Origin of the sequence: Rufibacter latericius, assembly GCF_003721515.1 — a bacterium.
GTDB lineage: Bacteria > Bacteroidota > Bacteroidia > Cytophagales > Hymenobacteraceae > Nibribacter > Nibribacter latericius.
The window spans coordinates 342,236-364,515 of sequence record NZ_RJJD01000001.1; the positions used below are offsets into that span (position 1 = coordinate 342,236).

The following is a 22,280-nucleotide window of genomic DNA, read 5'->3' on the forward strand; positions in this document are numbered from 1 at the left end:
ACTTACGTTTTCAACTCAGGACTCTGGACTCAAGACTCAGAACTCCTTTATACAGTGGGTTTGTAGAACGGCAGTTTCACTACCTGGGCTCTGAGTTGCTTGTTGCGCACTTTGATGAACAGTTCGCTGCCGGGAGCAGTGTACTCGTTCTGCACATAACCCAAGCCCACGCCCTTGCCCAAAGAAGGCGACATGGTGCCCGAGGTAACTTCCCCGATGGTGGCACCGTCTGCGTTCACGATCTCGTAGTGGCTACGCGGAATGCCCTGCTCCATCATCTCAAACCCAATGAGTTTGCGGCTCACGCCTTGCTCTTTCTGGGCTTTCAGGTTTTGGGCGTTGGTGAAGTCTTTGTTGAATTTGGTGATCCAGCCCAGACCGGCCTCCAGCGGAGAAGTGGAGTCGGTGATGTCGTTGCCGTAGAGGCAGTAGCCCATCTCCAGCCGCAGGGTATCGCGGGCACCCAGGCCAATCGGTTTGATGCCGAACTCGGCGCCGGCTTCCATGATCTTCTGGAACACCTCTTTGGCGCTCTCGTTGGGCACGTAAATCTCGAACCCGCCGGCACCGGTGTAGCCCGTGGCCGAGATGATCACGTCTGGCTGTCCGGCGAAGGTGCCTTTGTCAAAGGTGTAGTACACCATGTTGGCCAGATCCACGGGAGTCAGAGATTGCAGGGCTTCGGCGGCTCTGGGGCCTTGTACCGCAAACAAAGACATTTCGTCGGAGATGTTCTTCAGCTCGGCACCATTGGTATTGAATTGGCTGATCCAGTTCCAGTCTTTCTCAATATTGGAGGCGTTTACCACCAGCATGTATTCCTCGGGGGCTAGGCAGTACACGAGCAAATCATCTACAATGCCTCCCTCGGCGTTGGGCAAGCAGGAATACTGGATTTTACCGGGTGTCAGTTTGGAGGCATCGTTGGTGGTCACGCGCTGAATCAGATCCAGGGCATTGGGGCCCGACACCAGAAACTCGCCCATGTGCGATACGTCAAAGATACCAACGGCCTTACGCACGGTGTGGTGCTCGTCCAGGTCTGAGCTGTAGCGTACGGGCATGTTGTATCCGGCAAAAGGCACCATTTTAGCGCCCAATGCTTCGTGCACATCATTAAGGGCTATTTTCTTTAATTCCATGTATAGTAGGGTTAGGAAACGCAATAACAGAAAGGCAAAAGTATAAAATTCAGGCGGGTTTGGAAACGGGGTGCCGCCGCTTTGCCTTTTCTCAGCACCTTGGCGGCAACCTACTCCCGAACGTTTGGCGGGCCATTGTCTTAATCTACCTTATGCCTTCAAGTATCCCGTGTTATTGCAGGAAGATTTCTCTTCCTTGAGCGCTTTTTGTTTTAGGCCTGTTTTTCTGGAAAAGCACCAAAATCAGGCTAAAGTCCAAATATGCATTATATTTTTCCGAAACCTTGATTTAAAAATCATCGTAATTGGCATCTACAGCATCAAACCTGTCCTTTCTGCTTGTGTATTTGCATCCATTGCGTGGCGTAATCACAAAGGAGTTGAGAAGTTGAAAGTGCTATTACGCTAACCGCAAGGGGAATATGAGTTTCCGGGAGACAATCTTAATAGAAGCGATGGTAATTCTTGAGCAGAGGCATTGAAGCCGTCTCTACTGAGAACTTACTTGAGGCTCTGGAGATTTCCCGCGGAACCCTGATGGAGATTGCTTCTTCCAAAGAACAACTGGTGCGCCATTGCATCAACCATTCTCTGAAGGTACGCCAGCAGGAAGTAGACAGGGTCATGGCCGAGGCCGAACACCCTTTGGTTGCTTTCCTGCAACTGCTCCAGTTGAGCGTGGAAGAGGTAAGGTCGTTCAGCCCGGCGTATGTGCAGGACCTGCGGGATTTCTACCCCCATTCCTGGGCCCGGTTGGAGTTGTTCATGCGCTCTCTTTCGCGCGATTACCTGACGCCGCTGCTGGAAGAATGCATCGCGCAGGGTTACCTGCAGCAGGACCTTCCGCCCGAGATGGTGGTTCGGCTTTTTTTGCACCAGTTGCATGGGCTCCTTAATCCGCAGCTTTTCCCGCCATCGGCTTTTGATTACCAGCAGCTTTTCAGGATTGTGGTGGTCTATCATCTGCGGGGGTGTGCCACTCCGCTGGGCCAGGCGCGGATTGAGGCGTATGCCAATTCCATGAAGGCCTAAGTACCGTAAAAATTTTACTTTTGCACAGCCGGTTTCCCCACAAAGGGAGTTCGGCTGTTTCTGTATTTACCCGCGAGATGGCCTCCATCTCTCCTACCGCACGCGACATGAATCTTTCAACCAAGCTCTTCGCCGGCTTCGTTCTTATCTCGTTTCTCTTCACCTCGGTGGCCATTGTCAATTACCAATTATCTGAGGATGTGATCTCCAACTCTGAGTTCGTGACGGAATCGCAGAACATCACCCGTACCTCGGCCTCGCTGCAGAGAAGCATCATTGACATGGAAACGGGTATGCGGGGCTACCTTCTCACCGGCAACCGCACCTTCCTGGACCCCTACTTCTCTGCCGAGGCCTTGATCCCAAGTCAGTTTGATTTGCTAAGGCAATTGATGAAAGATAAGCCAGAGCAGTTGAGACGCATCAGTGAGATTGAAGACCTGCACAAAAAATGGCAGGTGGAGTTTGCCGAACTCCTGATTGCCGAAAAAGACAAGGAAAACGCCGAGGGCAAACTCAACCGGGGCATTTCTGCCCTGGACCACGGTTTCCTGGTGCTGAACGAAGAAGGGAAAAACATCACTGACCAAATGCGGGTGTATTTCAAAGACTTCAACAGCATTGAATACAGGGTGCGTGAAGCCCGGAAAAAACGCCTGGAGGATAGTATTACAAATACCCGCCGCATTTCTACCACCCTCACCATTATCTCGGTTCTCCTGGGCTTGGCCTGGGCGTACTACATTACCCGCCTGATCTCGCGCCGCATCTTAAAGATGGTAAACCTAGCCGACCAGATTGCCTATGGCGAATACAAAATCCAGATTGAGGATGACGCCAACGACGAACTCACCCACCTCACTGACTCCCTGAACCGCATGGCGGCCACCATTGACAACACCTTCACCGAGCTTGACAGCAAAAACAAGGAACTGGACCAATTCGCCTACGTGGTATCACATGACCTGAAAGCGCCTTTGCGGGGCATTGAGAACGCCTCGCGTTGGGTAGAGGAAGACATGGGCAAGGAGCTTCCGGCGCACATCCAGGAATATCTGCTCATGATGCGCGCGCGGGTGCACCGCATGGAAAACCTCATTAACGGAATTCTAGCCCTGGCCCGCATCGGCCGCTCTAACCTGGAGGAGAAAATAGTAGACGTACAGGCCCTGCTCTATGAGATCATAGACATGCTGAACCCACCCGCGGGTTTCAAGATCCACATACCAACCCGGCTACCGGTAGTGCAGGCAGCCAAGGTAGAATTGCAGCAGGTTTTCTCCAATCTCATCAGTAACGCCATCAAGTATCACCACAACTCCACCGGAAACGTGACCATTGCGTATCAGCAATTAGAAGACATGCACGAATTCTCGGTGATTGATGATGGCCCCGGCATTGAAGAAGAATACCATGACCGCATTTTCGTGCTTTTTCAGACCCTGCAGGAGCGCGACGCCGTGGAAAGTACCGGAGTGGGGCTGGCCATCGTGAAAAAGATCATTGAACGCCGTGGAGGCACTATTAGGGTTACCTCTACCTTGGGCAAAGGGTCTGCTTTCACCTTCACCTGGCCTACCTTGGTTTTGGAGGAAGCCTGATTACCTCCTATATTTGACGTTTACCAATACCAAAAAGAGTAAAATGAGTGATTCACAGCCAAGTATTTTGTTAGTGGAAGACGATTATCTTGATGCCATGAGCGTGGAGCGTGAGCTCCGGAAAATCAAGGTAATGGTGCCGCTACACAAAGCTAAGAACGGACGCGAGGCCCTGGCCTTGCTACGGGGAGAGCCTGGTACCCCAAAGCTAAACCCTTTGCCCAACATCATCCTCCTGGACATAAACATGCCCAAGATGAACGGGATTGAGTTTTTGGAAGAACTGCGCCGCGACCCGCTTCTCTCGCACCTGAGCGTGTTCATCATGACCACTTCCAACGAAGACTCAGACCGGTTTGCCGCCCAGAACCTGCGCGTGAACGGCTACATTGTGAAACCCCTCACCTTTGACACCTTCAACGACGGAGCCTCCAGCCTTGACAGTTTCAGCCTTTTCCTGGACCTGCTCAAACTGAAACCCCAGTAACAGAACAACAAGACCACAGGAAAGCCGCGGGGCGTTTTGGATTTGATTTGCAAGAATCAACTCCAAAACGCCCCGCGGCTTTTTAATAACTATAGGTCTAAAACTCTGATTTAATGAATATCCTCCAGTACAGAAGCCTCAGTCTCAGGCAGCAACTTAAAGGTAAGCCGGTGGTGCGGCGTAACCCCGTGCTCTCTGATGGCGTTCCGATGCACTTTGGTGGGATAGCCTGCATTCTGCTCCCATTTGTACTGCGGATACGTGGAAGCTAGGGTACTCATCAGGTCATCGCGGTGGGTTTTAGCCAGAATAGAGGACGCGGCGATGTTATAGAAGCGGCTGTCGCCTTTCACCATGCAGGCGTGGGGCACCTCTTTGTAGGGCGTAAACCGATTTCCGTCTACCAGCAGGTACTCTGGCGCGATGTTCAGCAAATCTGTGGCGCGGTGCATGGCCAGGAAAGAGGCGTTCAGGATATTGATCTCGTCTATCTCCTGCGGGCTCACCTCAGCCACGGCCCAATAAACCGCTTCCCGGCAAATTTCCTCCCGCAGTTGTTCGCGTTGTTTGGCACTTAATAGTTTAGAATCGGTGAGCAGCGGATGGAAGTAATCCAGCGGCAGCACTACGGCGCCCGCCACCACAGGTCCGGCCAGGCAGCCCCGGCCGGCTTCGTCTAATCCTACTTCCAGAAGTTTTCCGCTATGGTTTGCGATAAGCATGGCAAAACGATTTTATCAATTTCTACTACAAAACAGGCAAAGGAGGCAAAAAATTCGCGTACTGTATAGCCCTTTTTAGATATATCTCACTAAATTAAGCGATCTGTTGCCAGAGAACCTCGGGCCAGACAGGGCTTTGTGCCTTCTTTTCCGCCACTATTCCCATCACCAAACGAACAAACAAACCATGATTCCAGGTACCCAAACACCCCATGAAATCCTAAACAGCCCCGATTTTAAGAAACTGGTCAAAAAACGCTGGTCGGTCTCACTGGTGCTCACCTTTACCATGCTGGTGGTGTATTTCGGGTTTCTGCTGGTGGTCGCGTTCAACAAACAACTATTGGCTACCAGAATTGGGGAGTACACCACACTGGCTATTCCGGTAGGCTTGGGCATCATCCTGTTTGCCTGGGTGCTTACCGGCATCTATGTTTTCTGGGCCAACTCTGACTATGATTCCTCAGTGGAGAACCTGAAAAACAAAATCTCCTAGCCTTCTCTCCCTTTCCAAACCAAAGACATCTTCAACACTATGTTGTTTCTCCTGCTCCAGGCCCCCAGCGCATCTACGCTGGGCACGGCCAACCCCGTTTCCATTGGCATGTTCTTTCTGTTCGTGGCTGTGACGCTCTACATCACGTACTGGGCCGCCAAGAAAACCAAAACCGGCTCTGAGTTCTACGCCGCGGGCCGCAACATCTCTGGTTTCCAGAACGGTTTGGCTTTGGCCGGTGACTACATGAGCGCCGCCTCTTTCCTGGGCATTGCGGGCATGGTGGCTACCAAAGGCTATGACGGGCTCATCTACTCTATCGGGTTTCTGGTGGGCTGGCCGCTGATCATGTTCCTGATCGCGGAGCCCCTGCGCAACCTGGGCAAGTACACCTTCGCCGATGTAGTGGCGTTTCGGCTACGGCAGCGCCCTATCAGGATTGTCTCTTCTGTTGGTTCGCTCTTAACCATTGCCTTTTACCTGATCGCCCAGATGGTGGGTGCCGGTGGGCTGATAAAAACCCTTTTCGGGCTTAATTATGAAATTGCGGTAATTGTAGTAGGATGCGTGATGACCCTGTATGTACTCTTCGGGGGGATGATTGCCACTACCTGGGTGCAGATTATCAAAGCCGTTCTGCTCTTGAGCGGGGCTACCGTGTTGGTGCTGCTTTCGCTGGCCAAATTCGGGTTCAGCCCAGCTAATCTGCTGGAAACGGTGAGCACGCAGTATGGACAAGAAATGTTGGCCCCCGGCGGCTACATCACCAATCCGTTTGATGCCCTTTCCCTTGGCTTGGCACTTATGCTGGGCACCGCCGGGCTGCCCCACATTCTCATGCGCTTCTATACCGTTCCCGATGCCAAAGCTGCCCGTAAATCGGTGTTCGTAGCGACGGGTTTCATCGGGTATTTCTATCTATTGACGTTCCTGATCGGTTTCTCGGCCATGGCTTTGGTGGGTAAACCTGCCATTGAGGGCATTGACAAAGGTGGCAACATGGCGGCGTTGCTCCTGGCTGAGCAGACCGGCGGCACTGCTTTCCTGGGCTTCATCGCGGCGGTGGCTTTCGCGACTATTCTCGCTGTTGTGGCCGGTTTGACCCTATCTGGAGCTTCCAGTATTTCGCACGACCTGTACGTGCACGTGTTCAAAAACGGCGTTTCCAATGAGAAGGGCGAGATGAAAGTAGCCAGACGCGCTACCATAGCTTTGGGTATTCTCTCTATTGTGCTGGGGCTGGTTTTCAAAGGCCAGAACGTGGCATTTATGGTGGGCTTGGCGTTCTCCATTGCGGCCAGCGCTAATTTTCCGGCCTTGCTTATGTCCATTATCTGGAAACGGTTCACCACGCAGGGCGCGGTCTGGAGCATCGCCATTGGCGCTATCCTTTCCCTGGTTTTGATTGTGCTGAGCCCTACCATCATGGTAGACATCATGGGCTATGAAGAGGCTATTTTCCCGCTGAAGAACCCGGCTTTGGTTTCTATGTCCGGTGCGTTTTTGATGGGAATTGTGGTTTCCCTCCTGAAACCCGAGTCTAGTGCCGCTCTCAAGTTTGAGTCAGAGAAACTGCGAACCTACCTGGGGGTAGGCGCGGAATAAAAGTTAAAAACCAAAGAATGCGTTTTAGAGCTCTGTTTAGAAAAACAGGTCTAAAACGCATTCTCTGGTTTTTCATGGGTGCCGCCTTTTCACCTTCTTTTCAGGAAATCGGGCCTAAAACAAGGGGGTAAACCCTTAGGAATGGCCTTGTTTCTTGGCTGCCTCGGCAGAACTTCTATATTTAAGCCCCCAAACCGAACGAATAAACAAGATGGATTACCGCATAAAATCATTTGAGGAATACCAGGAAGCCTACCAGAAAAGCGTGGAACAGCCGGAGGAATTCTGGGCCGGCATCGCTGAGAACTTCACCTGGCGCAAAAAGTGGGACAAGGTACTGGACTGGAATTTCGAGGAGCCCGATGTGAAGTGGTTCGTGAATGGCAAACTCAACATCACCGAGAACTGTTTAGACCGCCATTTGGAGAAACGGGGCAATAAACTGGCTCTCATCTGGGAACCCAACGACCCCAAAGAGCGCTACATCCGGTTCACGTACCGCGAGTTGCACGAGAAGGTCTGCCAGATGGCCAACATCCTGAAGCGCAATGGCGTGCAAAAAGGTGACCGCGTGTGCATTTACATGCCCATGATTCCGGAGCTGGCGTTCTCCGTGCTAGCCTGCGCCCGCATCGGGGCGGTACATTCCGTGATTTTCGCCGGTTTCTCGCACACCGCCATGGCCGACCGCATCAACGATGCCCAGGCCAAAGTGGTCTTGACGTCTGATGGATTGAACCGCGGCCCGAAGCAGATTCCTGTGAAAAGGGTGGTGGACGAGGCTTTGGAAACCTGCCCTAGCGTAGAGAAAGTGGTGGTGGTAGACCGCATCGGTTGGGCCGTGAACATGGTAGAGGGCCGCGATGTCTGGTACCACGAGGAACTGCAGCACGTAGACAAAAACTGTCCGGCCGAGGAAATGGATGCCGAGGACATGCTTTTCATCCTGTACACGTCAGGCTCGACTGGCCAGCCCAAAGGCGTGGTGCACACCATCGGCGGCTACATGGTCTACACCGATTATACTTTCCGGAACGTGTTCCAGTACGACGAAAGCGACATCTACTGGTGCACCGCTGACATTGGTTGGATTACGGGTCACTCCTACCTGCTGTACGGTCCGCTTCTGTCCGGGGCCACTACGCTGATGTTTGAGGGCGTGCCTTCCTTCCCGGACCCAGGCCGATTCTGGCAGGTGATCGATAAATTCGGAGTGAACATTTTTTATACCGCGCCTACCGCCATCCGCTCGCTCATGGCCTCGGGTTTGGACCACGTGTTGTCTTACAGCCTGGATTCGTTGAAAGTACTGGGCTCGGTAGGGGAACCAATCAACGAGGAAGCCTGGCATTGGTACCACATCCACGTGGGTAAGGAGCGTTGTCCGGTGGTGGATACCTGGTGGCAAACTGAAACGGCCGGTATTATGCTGTCATCACTGGCCGGAGTGACGCCTATGAAACCAAGCCACGCGGGATTTCCCATGCCAGGTGTTCAGCCTTTGCTATTGGACCAGCATGGGGAGGAAATCACCGAGAACGAGGTGGAAGGCTACCTGTGCATGAAGTTTCCGTGGCCCGGAATCATCCGGACGACCTACGGTGACCATATCCGCTGCCGCCTGAGTTATTTCAATGCGTACAAAGGCCTGTATTTCACTGGCGACGGTGCCAAGCGCGATGCCAATGGCTTGTGGCGCATCATTGGTCGGGTGGATGACGTGATCAACGTATCAGGGCACCGCTTCGGGACCGCCGAGATAGAGAACGCCATCAACCAGAACAAGCACATTGTGGAAAGCGCCGTGGTAGGGTATCCGCATGACGTGAAAGGCCAGGGCATTTACGCGTTTGTGGTGTGCGGCGAGGAAGCCCCCGCTAACCAGGAGCACCTACGGGCCGAGATCATTGAAACAGTGGTGGATCAGATTGGGAAAATCGCGAAGCCAGACAAAATCCAGATTGTGAGCGGCTTGCCTAAAACCAGATCGGGCAAGATCATGCGGCGCATCCTTAGGAAAGTGGCCGAGGGTGACACCTCCAACTTGGGAGATACCAGCACCCTACTGGACCCACCGGTAGTAGACGAGATTATCCAAGGGGCCTTATAGGCCCCTTGTTTTTAAGGTGTTTTTAGAAAATCGGCACCAAAAGGGCAAGGTTTAAGGCTAACCTTTTGGGCTTGGATGGGGTACTTCATAAGGGCTTTCCTTGCAGAGCCGTTTACTTGTACTTAACGCGTTACACCATGAATTTAGATATCCAACACGATGAGGAAGCCCAGCAATTTACTGCCCTCCTGGAGCAGGAAGACATTGGGGAATTAGCGTACGCCCTGCCAGACGAGGAAACCATTGATTTCCAGCACACCTACATTGAGGAAGAATACCGGGGCAAAGGGTACGCGAACAAACTGATCAAACACGGCCTTGACTACGCCGCTTCAAAAGGCCTGGAGGTACGCGCCTCCTGCCCTGCCGTAGCCCGCTACCTGGAACGGAACCCTATGTAACTTCAGGAACTCCCATTTTCCAGGAAAGACACACGCTCCTTTTCGGGACGATTTTTAACCCAAAGCAGGAACGGTCCGCAATATGCGGGCCGTTTCTGCTTTAAGGCTGTTTTCTTTAAACTGGCCTGAAAACGAAAAAGAGCCTGTGCAAAGCCCAGACTCTTCTTTCTACAAACAAACCTAAATCGTTTCTCAGGCTTTGGGGATCTTCAAGGTCCAACCCACGTCAATGAGGTTAGGGTCTTTGATTTTATCCAGGTTCGCCTGATGTATCTTGTGCCATTGGGAAGCATCGCCGTAAAAGTTCTTGGCGATTTTAGAAAGAGAGTCTCCGCTTTTCACGGTGTAGGTGTCAAAGGCGGGTTGAGCAGCCGCAGCAGGTTGGGCAGCAGCGGGCTGCGCTACTACCGGCTTGGCGGCAGGTTGGGCAACAGGCTTTTGCACCGGTTTCTCCTCCCCTTTTTTAAGAAAATCAAATAGTCCCATAGTTGTATTTTTTGATTAGTGGTCAGGATCTCACATAGGTATCCAACTGGTATACAGGCTAATTTTTACGGGCACCCCTCAGATAAGTTTGTTTATTTTCATAGAACTGTGGAGAAAAACCCACGTATGAAAAACGTGTTTGCCCCACGGCAAATACGTAGTCACCTGAACCAAACCTTATAACTATGAAAATGAAGATTTCAACTCCGGCCACTCGCCTGTTCACCCTGGTATGCCTTGTGTGGCTGAGCGCTTTCTCCTTTAGCTGCAACAAAAAAGCCGAGACCGGCGGAAATACCCAGATGATCTCGGGCACCAGCAGCAAGATCTGGAAAGCCAGCAAGGAAACCACCGCCACCGGCGACAAAGACAAACTCACCTCAGAAGAGAAACAGGAACAGATTCAGTTCTTCGCGAACGGAAACTTCACCCAGACTTCAGAAAGCCAATCGGCCAACGGTACCTGGACCTACAGCGCGCCTAACAAAACCCTGAGTCTGACCTATGCCAACAACAACGTGAGCGAGAACTTCACCGTTGCTGAACTGGACGACGATGACATGAAACTACAGGCGCCAGACGGCTCCACCCTTACCTTGAAAGCAGAATAAGCAAATCACTGCTTAAGAGCGGCCCACTCAAACTTCTTTGGGTGGGCTCTTTTTTGCCTACTCTGGAACAAGACTAAATTGGAAATCCCGCGCCGAGTTGCGCCAGTGGTTTCAAACCTGTATCATTGGTTACCCAAGTTTTACCTCCACTCCATGAAATTCCGTCTGCAGCTGTTTGAACTGGAAGACCAGACCTGGTTTCCGCATGTGGTGCGGCAAGGCATGATGGATGTGCTGCGGTTCATGATCACCGCGCTGGGCATTTACAAACCCATTGTTCCCTTTCTGGCCCAAGGCCTGGCGCACACGCGGCAAACCAAGCTGGTAGACCTTTGCTCCGGAGCCGGCGGCGGAATCCAGCAGGTATGGAAAGAACTGGAGAAGCAGACCGGACAACCCATCTCCATCACCCTCACCGACAAGTACCCTAACCTGGAAGCGTACCAGTTCCTGGCCCAACAAAGCCACGGAGCCCTGCGGTTTTCACCCGAGCCGATAGATGCCACCGCCGTACCTGTTTCCATGGAAGGCTTCAGGACGGTTTTCTCTGCTTTTCACCATTTCAGCCCCGAAACAGCCACCGCCATCTTAGCCGATGCCGTACGGCAGAACCAAGGCATTGGGGTGTTTGAGGGGGCCGGAAAGCGCTGGCACGAGTTGCTACTGGTTTGGCTGGTGTTTCCATGGGCCATTCTCTTGTTCACGCCTTTTATCAGGCCTTTTACCTGGAGCCGATTGTTTTTCACCTACCTGGTACCGCTCATTCCGCTGGGCACGGTTTGGGACGGCACGGTTTCCCTGCTGCGTCTGTACACCCCAGAACATCTGCAGAAAATGGTTTCCACGTTAAATGCCCCTCAGTACACCTGGCACATTGGGCGGGCGCGGCATTGGAGCGGAACCGGCGTTTTGTATTTAGTAGGCTATCCAACACTCCCGGCATGAACGCTTCCTGGTCCGATGCATGGCGCTTGCTCCGCATCCCGTTTTCTTTGTTTCTGATGCCCATTTTCTGGTTTGCGCTTAGTGCCGAACCTGACGTATCACTTTGGCGGGGCTTGGCCGTTTTCCTGATTCTGCACCTTCTGGTGTACCCCGCCAGCAACGGCTACAACTCTTACTATGACCGCGACGAAGGCAGCATAGGGGGCCTGAAGCATCCGCCTAAAGTCACTGAATTACTGTATTGGCTGGTGCTGGTGTTTGATGTGCTTTCGGTGGTGCTCGCCGCGTTTTTGTCCTGGCTTTTCGGGGCGATGGTATTGCTCTACCTGCTGGTTTCCAAAGCCTACAGCTACGAGGGTATCCGGCTGAAGAAATACCCGATCTTGAGTACACTGGTTGTTGTTATTTTTCAGGGAGCGTTCACATTTGCCATGGTGCAAGTGGGCATCGGGGTATCCGAAGAAACGATTCTGAGCAAAAATAACCTATTGCTGGCGTTGGTGAGCTCTCTGTTTCTTTGCGGCTCTTATCCGCTTACGCAAGTGTACCAGCACGAGGAAGACGCCCGCCGGGGAGACGAGACCCTGAGTTTGAAACTGGGTTTATGGGGTACGTTTCTGTTCGCGGCCACTAGCCTGTTAATTGCCACGGGGCTGCTCTTCTACACCTATTGGCAACGCGGGGAAAGTTGGCACAGCTTGTTTTTCCTGATGGGTACGGGTCCGGTTTTAATGGTCTTCAGTCAATGGCTCTGGAAAGTGAAGCAAGACACGGCAGCCGCCAACTATGAAAATACCATGCGCATGAACAAGGTTTCTTCGCTTTGCATGAGCTTTTCGTTTATTCTAATCCTGCTTTGGCAACTCTGGAAAGGCTGAAACGGCCAACCATGCCAGTTACTGCACGTACATCGGTTTTAGGCCACTTACTCTGAAAACATGTTAAGACTCTCTCTGGTAGCGGTACTGGCCTTCTTGTTCAGTTGCCAATCTTCTGGCTCAGAAGAAGCTACTACCTCCAACCAAACCGGCACCTCTGCTTCCTCAGCCAAGGAAAGCTCTGCTAGAAATGCAGATGAACCTGTGCAGCACATTGTGCAACGCACCCACGCGTTCTCCTCTGACCAGAACCCCGACTTTTTCCGATTGGCGTTACATGGCAATTCCATCACCAAAGGAAAAGTTGAATTCACCATCACTACGCAGGACGGACAGAAAATTTACGAGGAGAACTTTCCCGCCGCTGATCTGGAGGCCAGTATGGTTTACGAGATGCAAAGCCCCACTTCCCCCACTGTCTCTGAGCGCGAAGCCTACATCATCAAGCGGATGGATGACTTTGTGGAAAACACCGATTTTGTTTCTCCGGCCATTGCCCCCAACGCCCCGGTACAAGCCTCGTTTGTAAATGAAACCACCTGGAAACGGATACAGGCCAACCCTAAAGCCATCGGCTTCAAATACCTTCTGGGCAAAGAAGACGGCCGGTTGCTGGTCTATGACTCCGCGCAGAAGAAAGCGGTCCGGTACGGGAGCTTTGGAGGGTAGAAATTGCTTTTGTTCCTTTTCAAGTCAATTCATCAGCTAAGGGGCTTTTGGCTCTGTTTTCTGAAAACAGGCGTAAAACAGAAGGTCCTAAAAACGAAGAAGGCCCCGCAGAGATTTGCGGGGCCTTCTTCGTGAACTTTATTTTCAAAGACTAGCTGTTCATGGAGATCAGGAACTCGTCGTTGTCTTTGGTGCCTTTCATGCGGTCTTTCAGGAACTCCATGGCTTCCACGGAATTCATGTCTGACATAAACTTGCGCAGGATCCAAACACGGCTGAGTTCGTCGCGGTCCATGAGCAGGTCCTCGCGGCGAGTACCGGAAGCCGGAACGTCGATGGCTGGGTACACGCGCTTGTTGGCCAGTTTGCGGTCCAATTGGAGTTCCATGTTACCGGTACCTTTGAATTCTTCAAAGATCACCTCGTCCATTTTAGAACCAGTGTCAATCAAAGCCGTGGCGATGATGGTCAACGAGCCGCCGTTCTCTACGTTACGGGCCGCCCCGAAGAAACGCTTCGGTTTGTGCAGCGCGTTGGCATCCACTCCACCCGATAGGATTTTACCGGAAGAAGGAACCACCGTGTTATAAGCGCGGGCCAGACGAGTGATAGAATCCAGTAGAATTACCACATCGTGTCCACACTCCACCATGCGTTTTGCTTTGTCCAACACAATGCTGGAGATTTTCACGTGGCGCTCGGCTTGCTCGTCAAAGGTAGAGGCAATTACCTCGGCTTTCACACTGCGGGCCATGTCGGTTACCTCTTCTGGGCGCTCGTCGATCAACAGGATCATGAGGTACACCTCGGGGTGATTCTCGGTGATGGCGTTGGCTATCTCTTTCAGCAATACCGTTTTACCGGTTTTCGGCTGAGCCACGATCAAACCACGCTGTCCTTTCCCTATTGGGGCGAACAGATCCATGATGCGGGTGGAGTACTGGCTGGAACGAGTGGTCAGTTTTAGGCGCTCTTCCGGGAAAAGAGGCGTTAAATGCTGGAACGGAATCCGGTCGCGGATCTCCTCGGTAGTACGGCCGTTTACGGAATCAACCTTCAGCAACGCGAAATATTTCTCGCCTTCTTTCGGAGCCCGAACGGTGCCTTTCACGCTATCTCCAGTCTTTAAACCGAATAACTTGATCTGCGACGGAGAAACATAGATATCATCCGGGCTGGCCAGGTAATGGTAATGCGCAGAACGCAGGAAACCATAGCCGTCCTGCATCAGTTCCAGGACACCTTCATTGGCGATTACGCCGTCAAATTCGCGGTAATTAACGTTGTTGGCGTTGTTCTGCTGCGGCCGGTTCTGGTTAGGATTCTGGTTTGGCTCGCGACGATTCTGCCAGTTGGGGTTGTTTTCGCGGGGTTCGCGGTTATTGTTTTCTCTTGGCTCACGTTGCTCTCTGGGCTCGCGCGGTGCTTGCTCCCGAGGCTCCCGAGGCTGAGTATCTCTTGGTTGTTGTTCCCTTGGCTGTTGCTCTCTAGGCTCACGCTGCTCTCTTGGTTCGCGGGGAGCTTGCTCCCGCATCTCTCTGGGCTCGCGTTGTTCCCGCTGCTCCCGAGGCTGGAATTCACGTGGCTGCATCCGGCTTTCGCGCGGTTCAGAACGCTCTGGGCGGTTCTCCCTAGGCTCTGGACGGTTCTCACGGGGTTCAGGGCGGGCCGGTTCCCGCACTTCACGGGGCTCTTCGCGGAAGGCCTGAGGGGCTTGCGGGGTACGAGGTCTTGCCTCACGTACCGCTGAAGGCCCCCGCTCAGCTCTGGCCGGGCGCTCTGGAGCGGTTCTGGCCTGACGGCGGGCTGGTGCAGCAGCCGGACTTTCATCTACAGACGCTAACACCGCAGTCTCTTCTACGGGCGCCGGTACAAAAGCCGGGGTTTCTGCTACAATTTGTTCAGGAGCAGGTGCTTCCGCTACAGTGGCCGGAGCATCGGCTGGTTCGTCTGCCTTCCGAGTAGATTTTTTATATTTTTTGGGGAGGTTCTCAAGGGGGGTAACGGCTTGCTGATCCAGGATTTTGTAGATCAGGTCTTGCTTGCTGAGCTTCTTGAAGTTCGTGACGCCGAGGTTCTCAGCAATCTCTTTGAGTTCTGAAAGAAGAGAATCTTTCAACTCGTCAATGTTGTACATAAATTGAATTAATTAGCTATTCGGTTTAAATGCATAGCAGTTGCAGAGCGCAACGGGCAGACGGATAAAAACAGGAAAAAACTTGGTGTGTAAGATGTAATGAAGAACCCGGATGACGGTCGTTCAGAAAATGTACTGCAATGTTAGACAGCCTTGTTCTATTTTACAAGCAGTACGAGAAAATTAATATATAAAGTTACACAAATTTTCATAAAAAAGTGCCCATTGCCGCACCCTATTCAAAATATTCTATTTTTGCGTACAGTTAACCAGACGCACCATGTTACAGATACCCGTTTTACGCGAGCAAACCGATCTTGTTCTTGCTGGCTTGCAGAAAAGAAACTTTCCCAACGCCGCCCAGGAAGTACAATCGTTGCTGGACCTGGACCAGAAGCGCCGCTCCCTGCAAACCGAGCGCGACGAACTCCTGGGTAGGGCCAACGCTTTAGCCAAAGAAATTGGCGGCCTAATGAAAAGCGGCCAGAAAGACCAGGCCGAAGCCCTGAAAGCCGAAACCGCCGACCTGAAGCTCCGCACCAAAGCCCTGGACGAGGAAGTACAGAACCTGGAGCAGGCCCTGCAGCAGGCGCTTTATAAATTGCCTAACATCCCGCACAGCAGCGTGCCCGCCGGCCGTTCCTCTGAGGACAACGAAGTGGTGCTGGAGCATGGTACTATCCCAACTTTGCATGAAAACGCCCAACCGCACTGGGAACTCATCAAGCAGTATGACATCATTGACTTTGAGCTGGGCATTAAAATCACCGGCGCCGGATTCCCCGTGTACAAAGGAAAAGGTGCCCGTCTGCAACGCGGTTTGATCAATTTCTTCTTGGACGAAGCCATGAAAGCCGGGTACACCGAGGTGCAGCCCCCTATTGTGGTAAACGAGGCATCGGGTTACGGTACCGGCCAACTCCCTGACAAAGAAGGCCAGATGTACCACGCCACCGCCGACAACCTCTACCTGATCCCAACCGCCGAGGTGCCCATCACCAACCTCTACCGCGACGAGATCATCGCGGAAGGCAAGCTGCCCATTAAGAACGTAGGCTACACGCCGTGTTTTAGAAGAGAGGCTGGTTCCTGGGGTGCCGATGTTCGTGGCTTGAACCGCTTGCATCAGTTTGACAAAGTGGAGATCGTGCAGATTCAGGAACCGGAAAAATCCTACCAGGCATTGGAGGAAATGAGCCAGTACATCCAGGGTTTGCTCCAGAAACTGGAACTTCCTTACCGCGTGCTGCGCCTCTGCGGCGGTGACATGGGTTTCACCTCTGCTCTCACCTATGACATGGAGGTTTACTCTGCGGCTCAGGGTCGTTGGTTAGAAGTAAGCTCTGTCTCTAACTTTGAAACCTACCAGGCCAACCGCTTGAAATTGCGTCAGCGCACCGAGGGTGGTAAGCCGCAGTTACTGCACACGTTGAATGGTAGTGCCTTGGCGTTGCCGCGTATTGTGGCTGCCTTGCTGGAGAACAATCAAACCCCAGAGGGTATTAAATTACCGAAGGCCTTGCATTCCTATCTTGGTTTTGAGATGATTACCAAATAAAGAGGTTTCTTTTTGAGTTTTCTGAGAAGCGTTTCAGGCTTGTTTTGGGTAAAACAGGCTTGAAGCGCTTCTTTGCTTTTTAGGCTTTTAAGGATGGCTTTTTATTAATGTTGCCGATATACAGATAATCCGTTTGTTAGCAAAAGGCACTTGTTCCTGAAGAAGAATTGGCTAATTGATCTAATTTATTCTTGTGCATTTATTTATCCGCTTGTTCTAGAGAAGGACCGCTGTTTTCGGGGTGCATGAGCTTTATTGTTCCATATCTGGGCTCCGAGCGCTCACGGCCGCGAGGCCCCGCCTTCCGGCATCGCGCTGCTGTTTTAGCCTTAGCCAGTAGGCCTGCCTGCGGCACCAGGTCTAAAACAAAGGCGCTCAACCGAAAGGCTGGAAACAGAAATGCGCCGGCCAAAAGCTATATTACTATACTTACTATACAAGGTAAATGTACTAGATACTTACTATACAAGGTAAATGTATTAGATACTTACTAGACAAGGTAAATGCACTAGATTCCTTGACGTGATAGTAAGTAAAAGGTAATTGGCCCGGCTTTATGAGACCTCGTATCTCATGGTTCAAGTCTGCGACTTGGACCTAAAATAACCAGCAGTTTGCAACTGCTGTGAGGCGCAAGCCTCAAATTGGCTACTTTAGATTTCTGTCCCTCTAACAATCAGGCTTTCCAAGGTCTGTACTTCACCAACAATTGCCTTCACATGCCATTTACTTGCCATTGTTGGTGTTCTCACCAACAACCCAAACTACTTTTCTGGTCCCCCTTAGGTTTATTTACTTCCTACTTCCACAACTACCCATTTCCTCATTAAGGCCCTAAATAGCATATTTCATCTGCTATACAGTACACACGCAAAAGACCTGTTTCAGAGCTGTTTTCCTGAATCCAACTCTAAAACGTCAATAGGTAAAATTGAAAGAAGAGGCTTATTTCTCTATTCGATATTATTCCCCAACGCTACATCAAGTTCTTCCGGGGAAGGGTTCTTCATGGGTTTCTGCTCTCCCACTACCACCATCGGGAAACGGATTCTGCCGCGGTTCATGTCTTTGATGGCCTGCATGGCTTCGTCGCTTTCCTCCACGTTGATGTAGTCGTAGGCCACGTCATGGGTTTTGAAGTAGTCTTGGATGGCGATGGTTTTCTTGCACCAATCGGCACCGTAAAGAATAGGTTTGGCTTGCATACCACTGAGAGTTGGTTTGCCATTTTCTACGTCTTTTCAGGAAAACAGGCTAAAAGCAGGTCTATCAAAGGGAGGCTCAGGCGGGACGTTCTACCACCGGTAACTGGAAATCAAAATTGATTTCGCGCATGCAGCGGAAGTGGCGTTCAGGGCATTTAGAATAGCCAATTTTAGAGCAGGGTCGGCAGTACAGGTTCTTCACTTCCATCACTTCGTAATCCTGCGTGTACGGGTACATTCCGAAAGCGGGAACGGTGTTCCCCCAGATGCTGTAGATTTTCTTCTGGAAGGCTGCCGCGATGTGCATCAGGCCGGTGTCATGGCTGAAGACTGCCTGGGCCTGGCGCACCAACGAGGCCGATCCGTTCAGGTTATACTTCCCGCAGGCGTTGTAGATAACGGTGCGGTTGTTAGGGTAAGGAGTATCATGCGAGAAGTAAGGTTCTGAGCGGAAAAAGACCTCCATCATGTGCGCCACCGGCTCGTCTTCCTTCCCTCCCAATAAAATAACCGGTCCGTTAATTTTCTCGCAAAGCTCAATCAGACGGTCTACCGGCAGGCGTTTGGTGTAATGCTGCGCCCCGATAGCGATGGCGTAGTAGCCCTGTTGATGGGTAATTGGAAGCATGTTTAGGTCTACTTCGTCTTTTTCGGGGATAAAGTAATCCAGCCCTTTCACGTCGTTCTGCACACCCAAAGGAGCGGCGGTGGCCAGGTAGCGGTCCACAATATGGACATCGGGCATGCGGTTGATCTTGAATTTCACCAGCAACCATTTCTGGTAATTCAGCTTATCAAAACTCCGGCTTGGTCGGTTTAACCGGGTTTTCAGGATGCGGGTGCGAAGGTTGTTGTGCAGGTCCAGCACCAGATCATAGTTCTCGGCCTTCAACTGCAGCAGCAACGCTTTGAGCGAGGTTTCCAGGCAAAACACCTTGTCTACATACGGGTTGCTGGCCACAATATTGCGGAAAGCGGCCTTGGTGCAGAAATGGACTTCGGCCCCGGGCACCTGCTCTTTCACGCACCGGATCACCGGCGTGGTCAACACAATATCACCAATAGACGAGAACCGGATGATGAGGATTTTTTTCAAGCGCAATCTGTTTAAACCATCGGCAAAGGTATGGGTCTTACCGGAGATTTCCCGCGGGTGAAAGTAGCGGACTTGACCACTTCTGTTTCAGCCTCGTTTTTTTAAAAATGCCACCAAAACGGCAACCAGGTACTCTCCTCCTATTTGTCATCTTGAAAAAATCTTGTGGCGAACTAAAAAAGCATTGAAGAAACGCTACTACCACTCGCCACAAGATCTTTTCAGGATGATAAAAGAGAGTAAAGCTATGCATCTGTCATGCGCCCTGACTCGAGGTGTAAGCTCGCGCCAACGGTGTTGATCACGTGTCTAAACCGTTTAAGAGCTATTTTCTGAAAAACCCATCAAAAAAGCCTGTGACGTTTATCACAGGCTTTTCTGTTCATTCAATAATCAAACTATAACCCGTACTTATCAATTAAATACACCAGCGCGGCCATGGAGGCGCCGCCAAGTTCAAGTTCGCGGCGGTTTACTTTGTCAAAGGTGTCGTTGGCGGTGTGGTGGATATCAAAGTAGCGCTGGGAGTCTGGGCGGAAGCCGATGAGGGCCACCCGTTCATCCTTCAGCGGCCCGATATCGGCTCCGCCGCCTTCGCGGTCAATGTCGTGGAGGCCGTAGGGAGCCAGCAGTCCTCTCCAGGCGAAAGCTTTCTGGTAAGCAGCCTCGGTAGTGGTCGCAATCCCGAAGCCCCGGGGCGTGAACCCGCCGGCATCAGATTCAATGGCGGCAATGTGTTTCTCACCCTGTTTTTTGGCGATTTCGGCGTACTTGGTGCCGCCACGCAGGCCATTCTCCTCGTTCATGTACATCACCGCCCTGATGGTGCGCTTGGGTTTGTAGCCCATTGTCTTCATCATCCGCAGCACTTCCATAGACTGCACACAACCGGTCCCGTCATCGTGGGCGCCTTCGCCAATGTCCCAGCTGTCCAGGTGGCCGCCCACCACAATGATTTCGTCTGGTTTCTCTGTGCCCTTGATCTCACCGATGACGTTGTAGCTGAGCACATCGGGGAGCCACTGGGGATTCATGCGGAGGTGGAACTGTAGCTTTTGGTCTTCTTTCAGCAATTTGCTCAATAAATCGGCGCCTTTAGTGCTGATGGCAACGGCCGGAATCTTGGGTGCATCCTCGGCGTAGCGCAAGCCACCGGTATGCGGAAAATCATCGTTGTTGGAAGCCATGGATCGAACTACTACGCCAACGGCGCCCAGACGTCCTGCCTCAGAAGGTCCGCTGGAACGTTGGTCTACGGCACCCCGGTACGCGTGTCCGGTAATGATGTGGGTTTGGTCGAAGCCCCGGTTGAAGAACACGATCTTGCCCTGCACCTTTTTCTTACCCAGTTTCTTCAACTCGTCCAGGCTGTTCACTTCCAGCACTTCGGCAGTGAGGCCGGTGGCGGGCGTGGCCACTGATCCGCCTAAAGCCAGCACGTTTACCTCGCGGGTAGGGGTGATTTTGGAGTTGACAATGGCGGCATATTCTTTATCGCCCCGTACCCAATGCGGCACCATCACTTCTTGCAGGTACACGCGATCCAGGCCCATTTTGCCCATTTCCTGCCGAGCCCACTCTACGGCGGCGGCGGCTTGCGGAGAGCCACTCAAACGTGCCCCGATGCGGCTGGTAAGGTACCGGAGCTGTTCGTAGCTCTGGCCTTGGGTAAGCGCCAGGTCATAAATCTTACGGATGTGCAGGGAATCCTGGTTTTGGGCACTAGTCATCAACGGCAGGAAAAGTGCAGCCGCCAACGTCATCTTTTTAAGGGAGCGAAGCATGTTGGTTGTTTGGTGAGATAGTTTCTGACCCGCGATTTACCACGCAGAACGCAAAATCAGAAATACAGGAAAGGTTTATTAGGCAACCGGCTCCTACTTTACAGCAGGAGTCAGCTTTTTTACTTCAAATCCAGAATCCTTTTCAAATCTGCCGCTGAAACGGTGAGCAAACCTACCGGCGGGAGGCGTTCGGTTAAGGTGCGCCAGTTTTTATCTGCCTTGAAAACGGGTTCCAGAATTTTAATGGCTTCGTCTACTTTGCCGGTGTTGGCTAGCGTAATGCCGTGCCAATACTGCATCTCCAGATTATTGGGCTGAAGCCGTTCGGCGGCGCTGTATTCTTTCATGGCCAGGGCCATGTCGTTTTTCTCTACGGCCAGGTCGCCGTTATTCATGTGCTCATAGGCACGCTGCACGGTAAGCAAGCGGCGCAGTTCCTGCAAAGGCACCTCGTGGTCATCTACCCGAAGGTCCACCAACCGCTCGTTCCAGGGTTCTTTTTTGCTTTTACCCGGCACCACCAGCAAGGCAGCGGATTGTCTTCCCCGGATGTCTCCTCCCTGGGCCTCAGCGGCGTCTAATACGGCCAGCATCCGTTCGGCCAAAGGGAGGTGGGAGTTCTGTTCAAACGCCTTCGCCATGGCGGGCCACACGCTTTCGTTCAGCATCATGTTGGCTTGCACAGAGAAGTCTTTGCCCGTGATGTGCCCCGCGTAGGTGATGCATTTTTTACCGGTATGGGTAGCTACCCCGCCTTTGGCATCCAGAATGGCGACCTGTCTAACTTCGCGGCCCGGATCATTGGCAAGCAAGAGTTTAAGGGTTTCCTCGGCGGTTTTCCCCTGTTTCATCAAAGCCAGTCCGCGCAGTCCGAAGGATTTGTTCGTGAACGACTGGGTGGCAACGACCCCTACCCCGGCCTCGCCCCAACTCACCGAAGTACCCACCGAGAACCAGTGGCTTTGCACAGCCACAGCCATCTCGCCGGTTTTAGGGTCGCGGGCCACAATGGAATAAGTATGGGCCAACGGTTCCTGGGGTTTATACACCTGGGCTGCTGCCGGCCGCGTAAAAGCCAGTGCACCAAGCCCGAGTAAAATAAGAAGCTTTTTCATGAAGTCGTTCTGAGTAATGGAAGGTGGAAGATACAGAAAAACGGCCACTCCTTTCTACCTTTTGCCTGTTCAGGTGACCAGATTCTCGGTTGGAAGAAATTACCTCCTGATTTGAGGAGGGAGTCACGAACGCCGCAGCCTTTTCCAGGAGCCGGGTTGGTTTGGGGCTCATTTCCCTAAACCAACCCGAAAGCCTATGG

The 22,280-nt window shown here is 52.2% G+C and carries 20 protein-coding genes; 12 read left to right on the top strand and 8 right to left on the bottom strand.

All coding sequences use genetic code 11. The features are described 5' to 3' along the window. Window positions 1–47: 47 nt before the first annotated feature. Window positions 48–1,142, bottom strand: a complete 1,095-nt coding sequence (gcvT, locus tag EFB08_RS01400) for a glycine cleavage system aminomethyltransferase GcvT (RefSeq protein WP_123125121.1) — start codon at window positions 1,140–1,142, stop codon at window positions 48–50. A 465-nt stretch (window positions 1,143–1,607) separates the two neighbouring features. Here gcvT and EFB08_RS01405 point away from each other — a divergent pair, with 465 nt between their 5' ends. From EFB08_RS01405 to EFB08_RS01415, 3 genes are all read left to right on the top strand, one after another. After that, a complete protein-coding gene (locus tag EFB08_RS01405; protein ID WP_123125122.1) occupies window positions 1,608–2,174 on the top strand; it encodes a TetR/AcrR family transcriptional regulator in 567 nt (188 codons plus the stop codon). 107 nt (window positions 2,175–2,281) lie between these two features. Then, window positions 2,282–3,775 carry a sensor histidine kinase gene (locus EFB08_RS01410; RefSeq protein WP_123125594.1) on the top strand — a complete coding sequence of 498 codons (1,494 nt, stop codon included), beginning with the start codon at window positions 2,282–2,284 and terminating at the stop codon, window positions 3,773–3,775. Window positions 3,776–3,818: 43 nt separating this feature from the next. Beyond that, complete coding sequence (locus EFB08_RS01415; protein WP_123125123.1) at window positions 3,819–4,262, top strand: response regulator; 444 nt, start codon at window positions 3,819–3,821, stop codon at window positions 4,260–4,262. 110 nt (window positions 4,263–4,372) lie between these two features. Here the strand turns inward: EFB08_RS01415 and EFB08_RS01420 are convergent, their stop codons facing one another. Then, the gene (locus EFB08_RS01420) at window positions 4,373–4,984 is read right to left on the bottom strand and encodes a ribonuclease HII (protein ID WP_123125124.1); all 612 of its coding nucleotides are present in this window, start codon (window positions 4,982–4,984) and stop codon (window positions 4,373–4,375) included. A 187-nt stretch (window positions 4,985–5,171) separates the two neighbouring features. On the opposite strand from EFB08_RS01420, the gene EFB08_RS01425 reads away from it, so the two are divergent. The 4 genes from EFB08_RS01425 to EFB08_RS01440 all read left to right on the top strand — a co-directional run bounded on the left by EFB08_RS01425 (window position 5,172) and on the right by EFB08_RS01440 (window position 9,596). Next, on the top strand, window positions 5,172–5,480 hold the full coding sequence (locus tag EFB08_RS01425; protein WP_123125125.1) for a DUF485 domain-containing protein: 309 nt from the start codon (window positions 5,172–5,174) through the stop codon (window positions 5,478–5,480). A 39-nt stretch (window positions 5,481–5,519) separates the two neighbouring features. After that, window positions 5,520–7,085, top strand: coding sequence for a sodium:solute symporter family transporter (locus EFB08_RS01430; RefSeq protein WP_123125126.1), 1,566 nt, complete (start codon window positions 5,520–5,522; stop codon window positions 7,083–7,085). A gap of 211 nt (window positions 7,086–7,296) precedes the next feature. After that, on the top strand, window positions 7,297–9,195 hold the full coding sequence (gene acs / locus EFB08_RS01435; RefSeq protein WP_123125127.1) for an acetate--CoA ligase: 1,899 nt from the start codon (window positions 7,297–7,299) through the stop codon (window positions 9,193–9,195). Between the two features lie 137 nt (window positions 9,196–9,332). Further along, a complete protein-coding gene (locus tag EFB08_RS01440) occupies window positions 9,333–9,596 on the top strand; it encodes a GNAT family N-acetyltransferase (RefSeq protein WP_123125595.1) in 264 nt (87 codons plus the stop codon). 192 nt (window positions 9,597–9,788) lie between these two features. Here EFB08_RS01440 and EFB08_RS01445 read toward each other — a convergent pair whose 3' ends face one another. Then, on the bottom strand, window positions 9,789–10,082 hold the full coding sequence (locus tag EFB08_RS01445; protein WP_123125128.1) for a LysM peptidoglycan-binding domain-containing protein: 294 nt from the start codon (window positions 10,080–10,082) through the stop codon (window positions 9,789–9,791). Window positions 10,083–10,267: 185 nt separating this feature from the next. On the opposite strand from EFB08_RS01445, the gene EFB08_RS01450 reads away from it, so the two are divergent. The 4 genes from EFB08_RS01450 to EFB08_RS01465 all read left to right on the top strand — a co-directional run bounded on the left by EFB08_RS01450 (window position 10,268) and on the right by EFB08_RS01465 (window position 13,185). After that, window positions 10,268–10,693 (top strand): lipocalin-like domain-containing protein, encoded by a 426-nt coding sequence (locus EFB08_RS01450; protein ID WP_123125129.1) that lies wholly within the window; start codon window positions 10,268–10,270, stop codon window positions 10,691–10,693. Window positions 10,694–10,846: 153 nt separating this feature from the next. Further along, the gene (locus tag EFB08_RS01455) at window positions 10,847–11,638 is read left to right on the top strand and encodes a class I SAM-dependent methyltransferase (RefSeq protein WP_125077622.1); all 792 of its coding nucleotides are present in this window, start codon (window positions 10,847–10,849) and stop codon (window positions 11,636–11,638) included. Beyond that, the gene (locus tag EFB08_RS01460) at window positions 11,635–12,516 is read left to right on the top strand and encodes a UbiA family prenyltransferase (protein WP_123125131.1); all 882 of its coding nucleotides are present in this window, start codon (window positions 11,635–11,637) and stop codon (window positions 12,514–12,516) included. Before EFB08_RS01455 ends, EFB08_RS01460 begins: the two co-directional genes overlap by 4 nt. A 60-nt stretch (window positions 12,517–12,576) precedes the next feature. Beyond that, on the top strand, window positions 12,577–13,185 hold the full coding sequence (locus EFB08_RS01465; protein WP_123125132.1) for a hypothetical protein: 609 nt from the start codon (window positions 12,577–12,579) through the stop codon (window positions 13,183–13,185). A 151-nt stretch (window positions 13,186–13,336) separates the two neighbouring features. Here EFB08_RS01465 and rho read toward each other — a convergent pair whose 3' ends face one another. Beyond that, window positions 13,337–15,322, bottom strand: coding sequence for a transcription termination factor Rho (gene rho, locus EFB08_RS01470; RefSeq protein WP_123125133.1), 1,986 nt, complete (start codon window positions 15,320–15,322; stop codon window positions 13,337–13,339). 280 nt (window positions 15,323–15,602) lie between these two features. Between rho and serS the strand changes: the two genes are divergently transcribed. Continuing rightward, window positions 15,603–16,880, top strand: a complete 1,278-nt coding sequence (gene serS, locus EFB08_RS01475) for a serine--tRNA ligase (RefSeq protein ID WP_123125134.1) — start codon at window positions 15,603–15,605, stop codon at window positions 16,878–16,880. A gap of 953 nt (window positions 16,881–17,833) precedes the next feature. On the opposite strand, the gene EFB08_RS01480 is transcribed toward serS, so the two are convergent. The 4 genes from EFB08_RS01480 to EFB08_RS01495 all read right to left on the bottom strand — a co-directional run bounded on the left by EFB08_RS01480 (window position 17,834) and on the right by EFB08_RS01495 (window position 22,080). Then, window positions 17,834–18,085, bottom strand: coding sequence for a glutaredoxin family protein (locus EFB08_RS01480; RefSeq protein WP_123125135.1), 252 nt, complete (start codon window positions 18,083–18,085; stop codon window positions 17,834–17,836). A gap of 76 nt (window positions 18,086–18,161) precedes the next feature. Next, entirely contained in the window at window positions 18,162–19,181 is a 1,020-nt protein-coding gene (locus EFB08_RS01485) for a glycosyltransferase family 9 protein (protein ID WP_123125136.1), read from the bottom strand. A gap of 398 nt (window positions 19,182–19,579) precedes the next feature. Beyond that, entirely contained in the window at window positions 19,580–20,965 is a 1,386-nt protein-coding gene (locus tag EFB08_RS01490; protein WP_394342937.1) for a M28 family peptidase, read from the bottom strand. 119 nt (window positions 20,966–21,084) lie between these two features. Then, window positions 21,085–22,080, bottom strand: coding sequence for a DUF1028 domain-containing protein (locus tag EFB08_RS01495; RefSeq protein WP_123125596.1), 996 nt, complete (start codon window positions 22,078–22,080; stop codon window positions 21,085–21,087). Window positions 22,081–22,280: the final 200 nt, after the last annotated feature.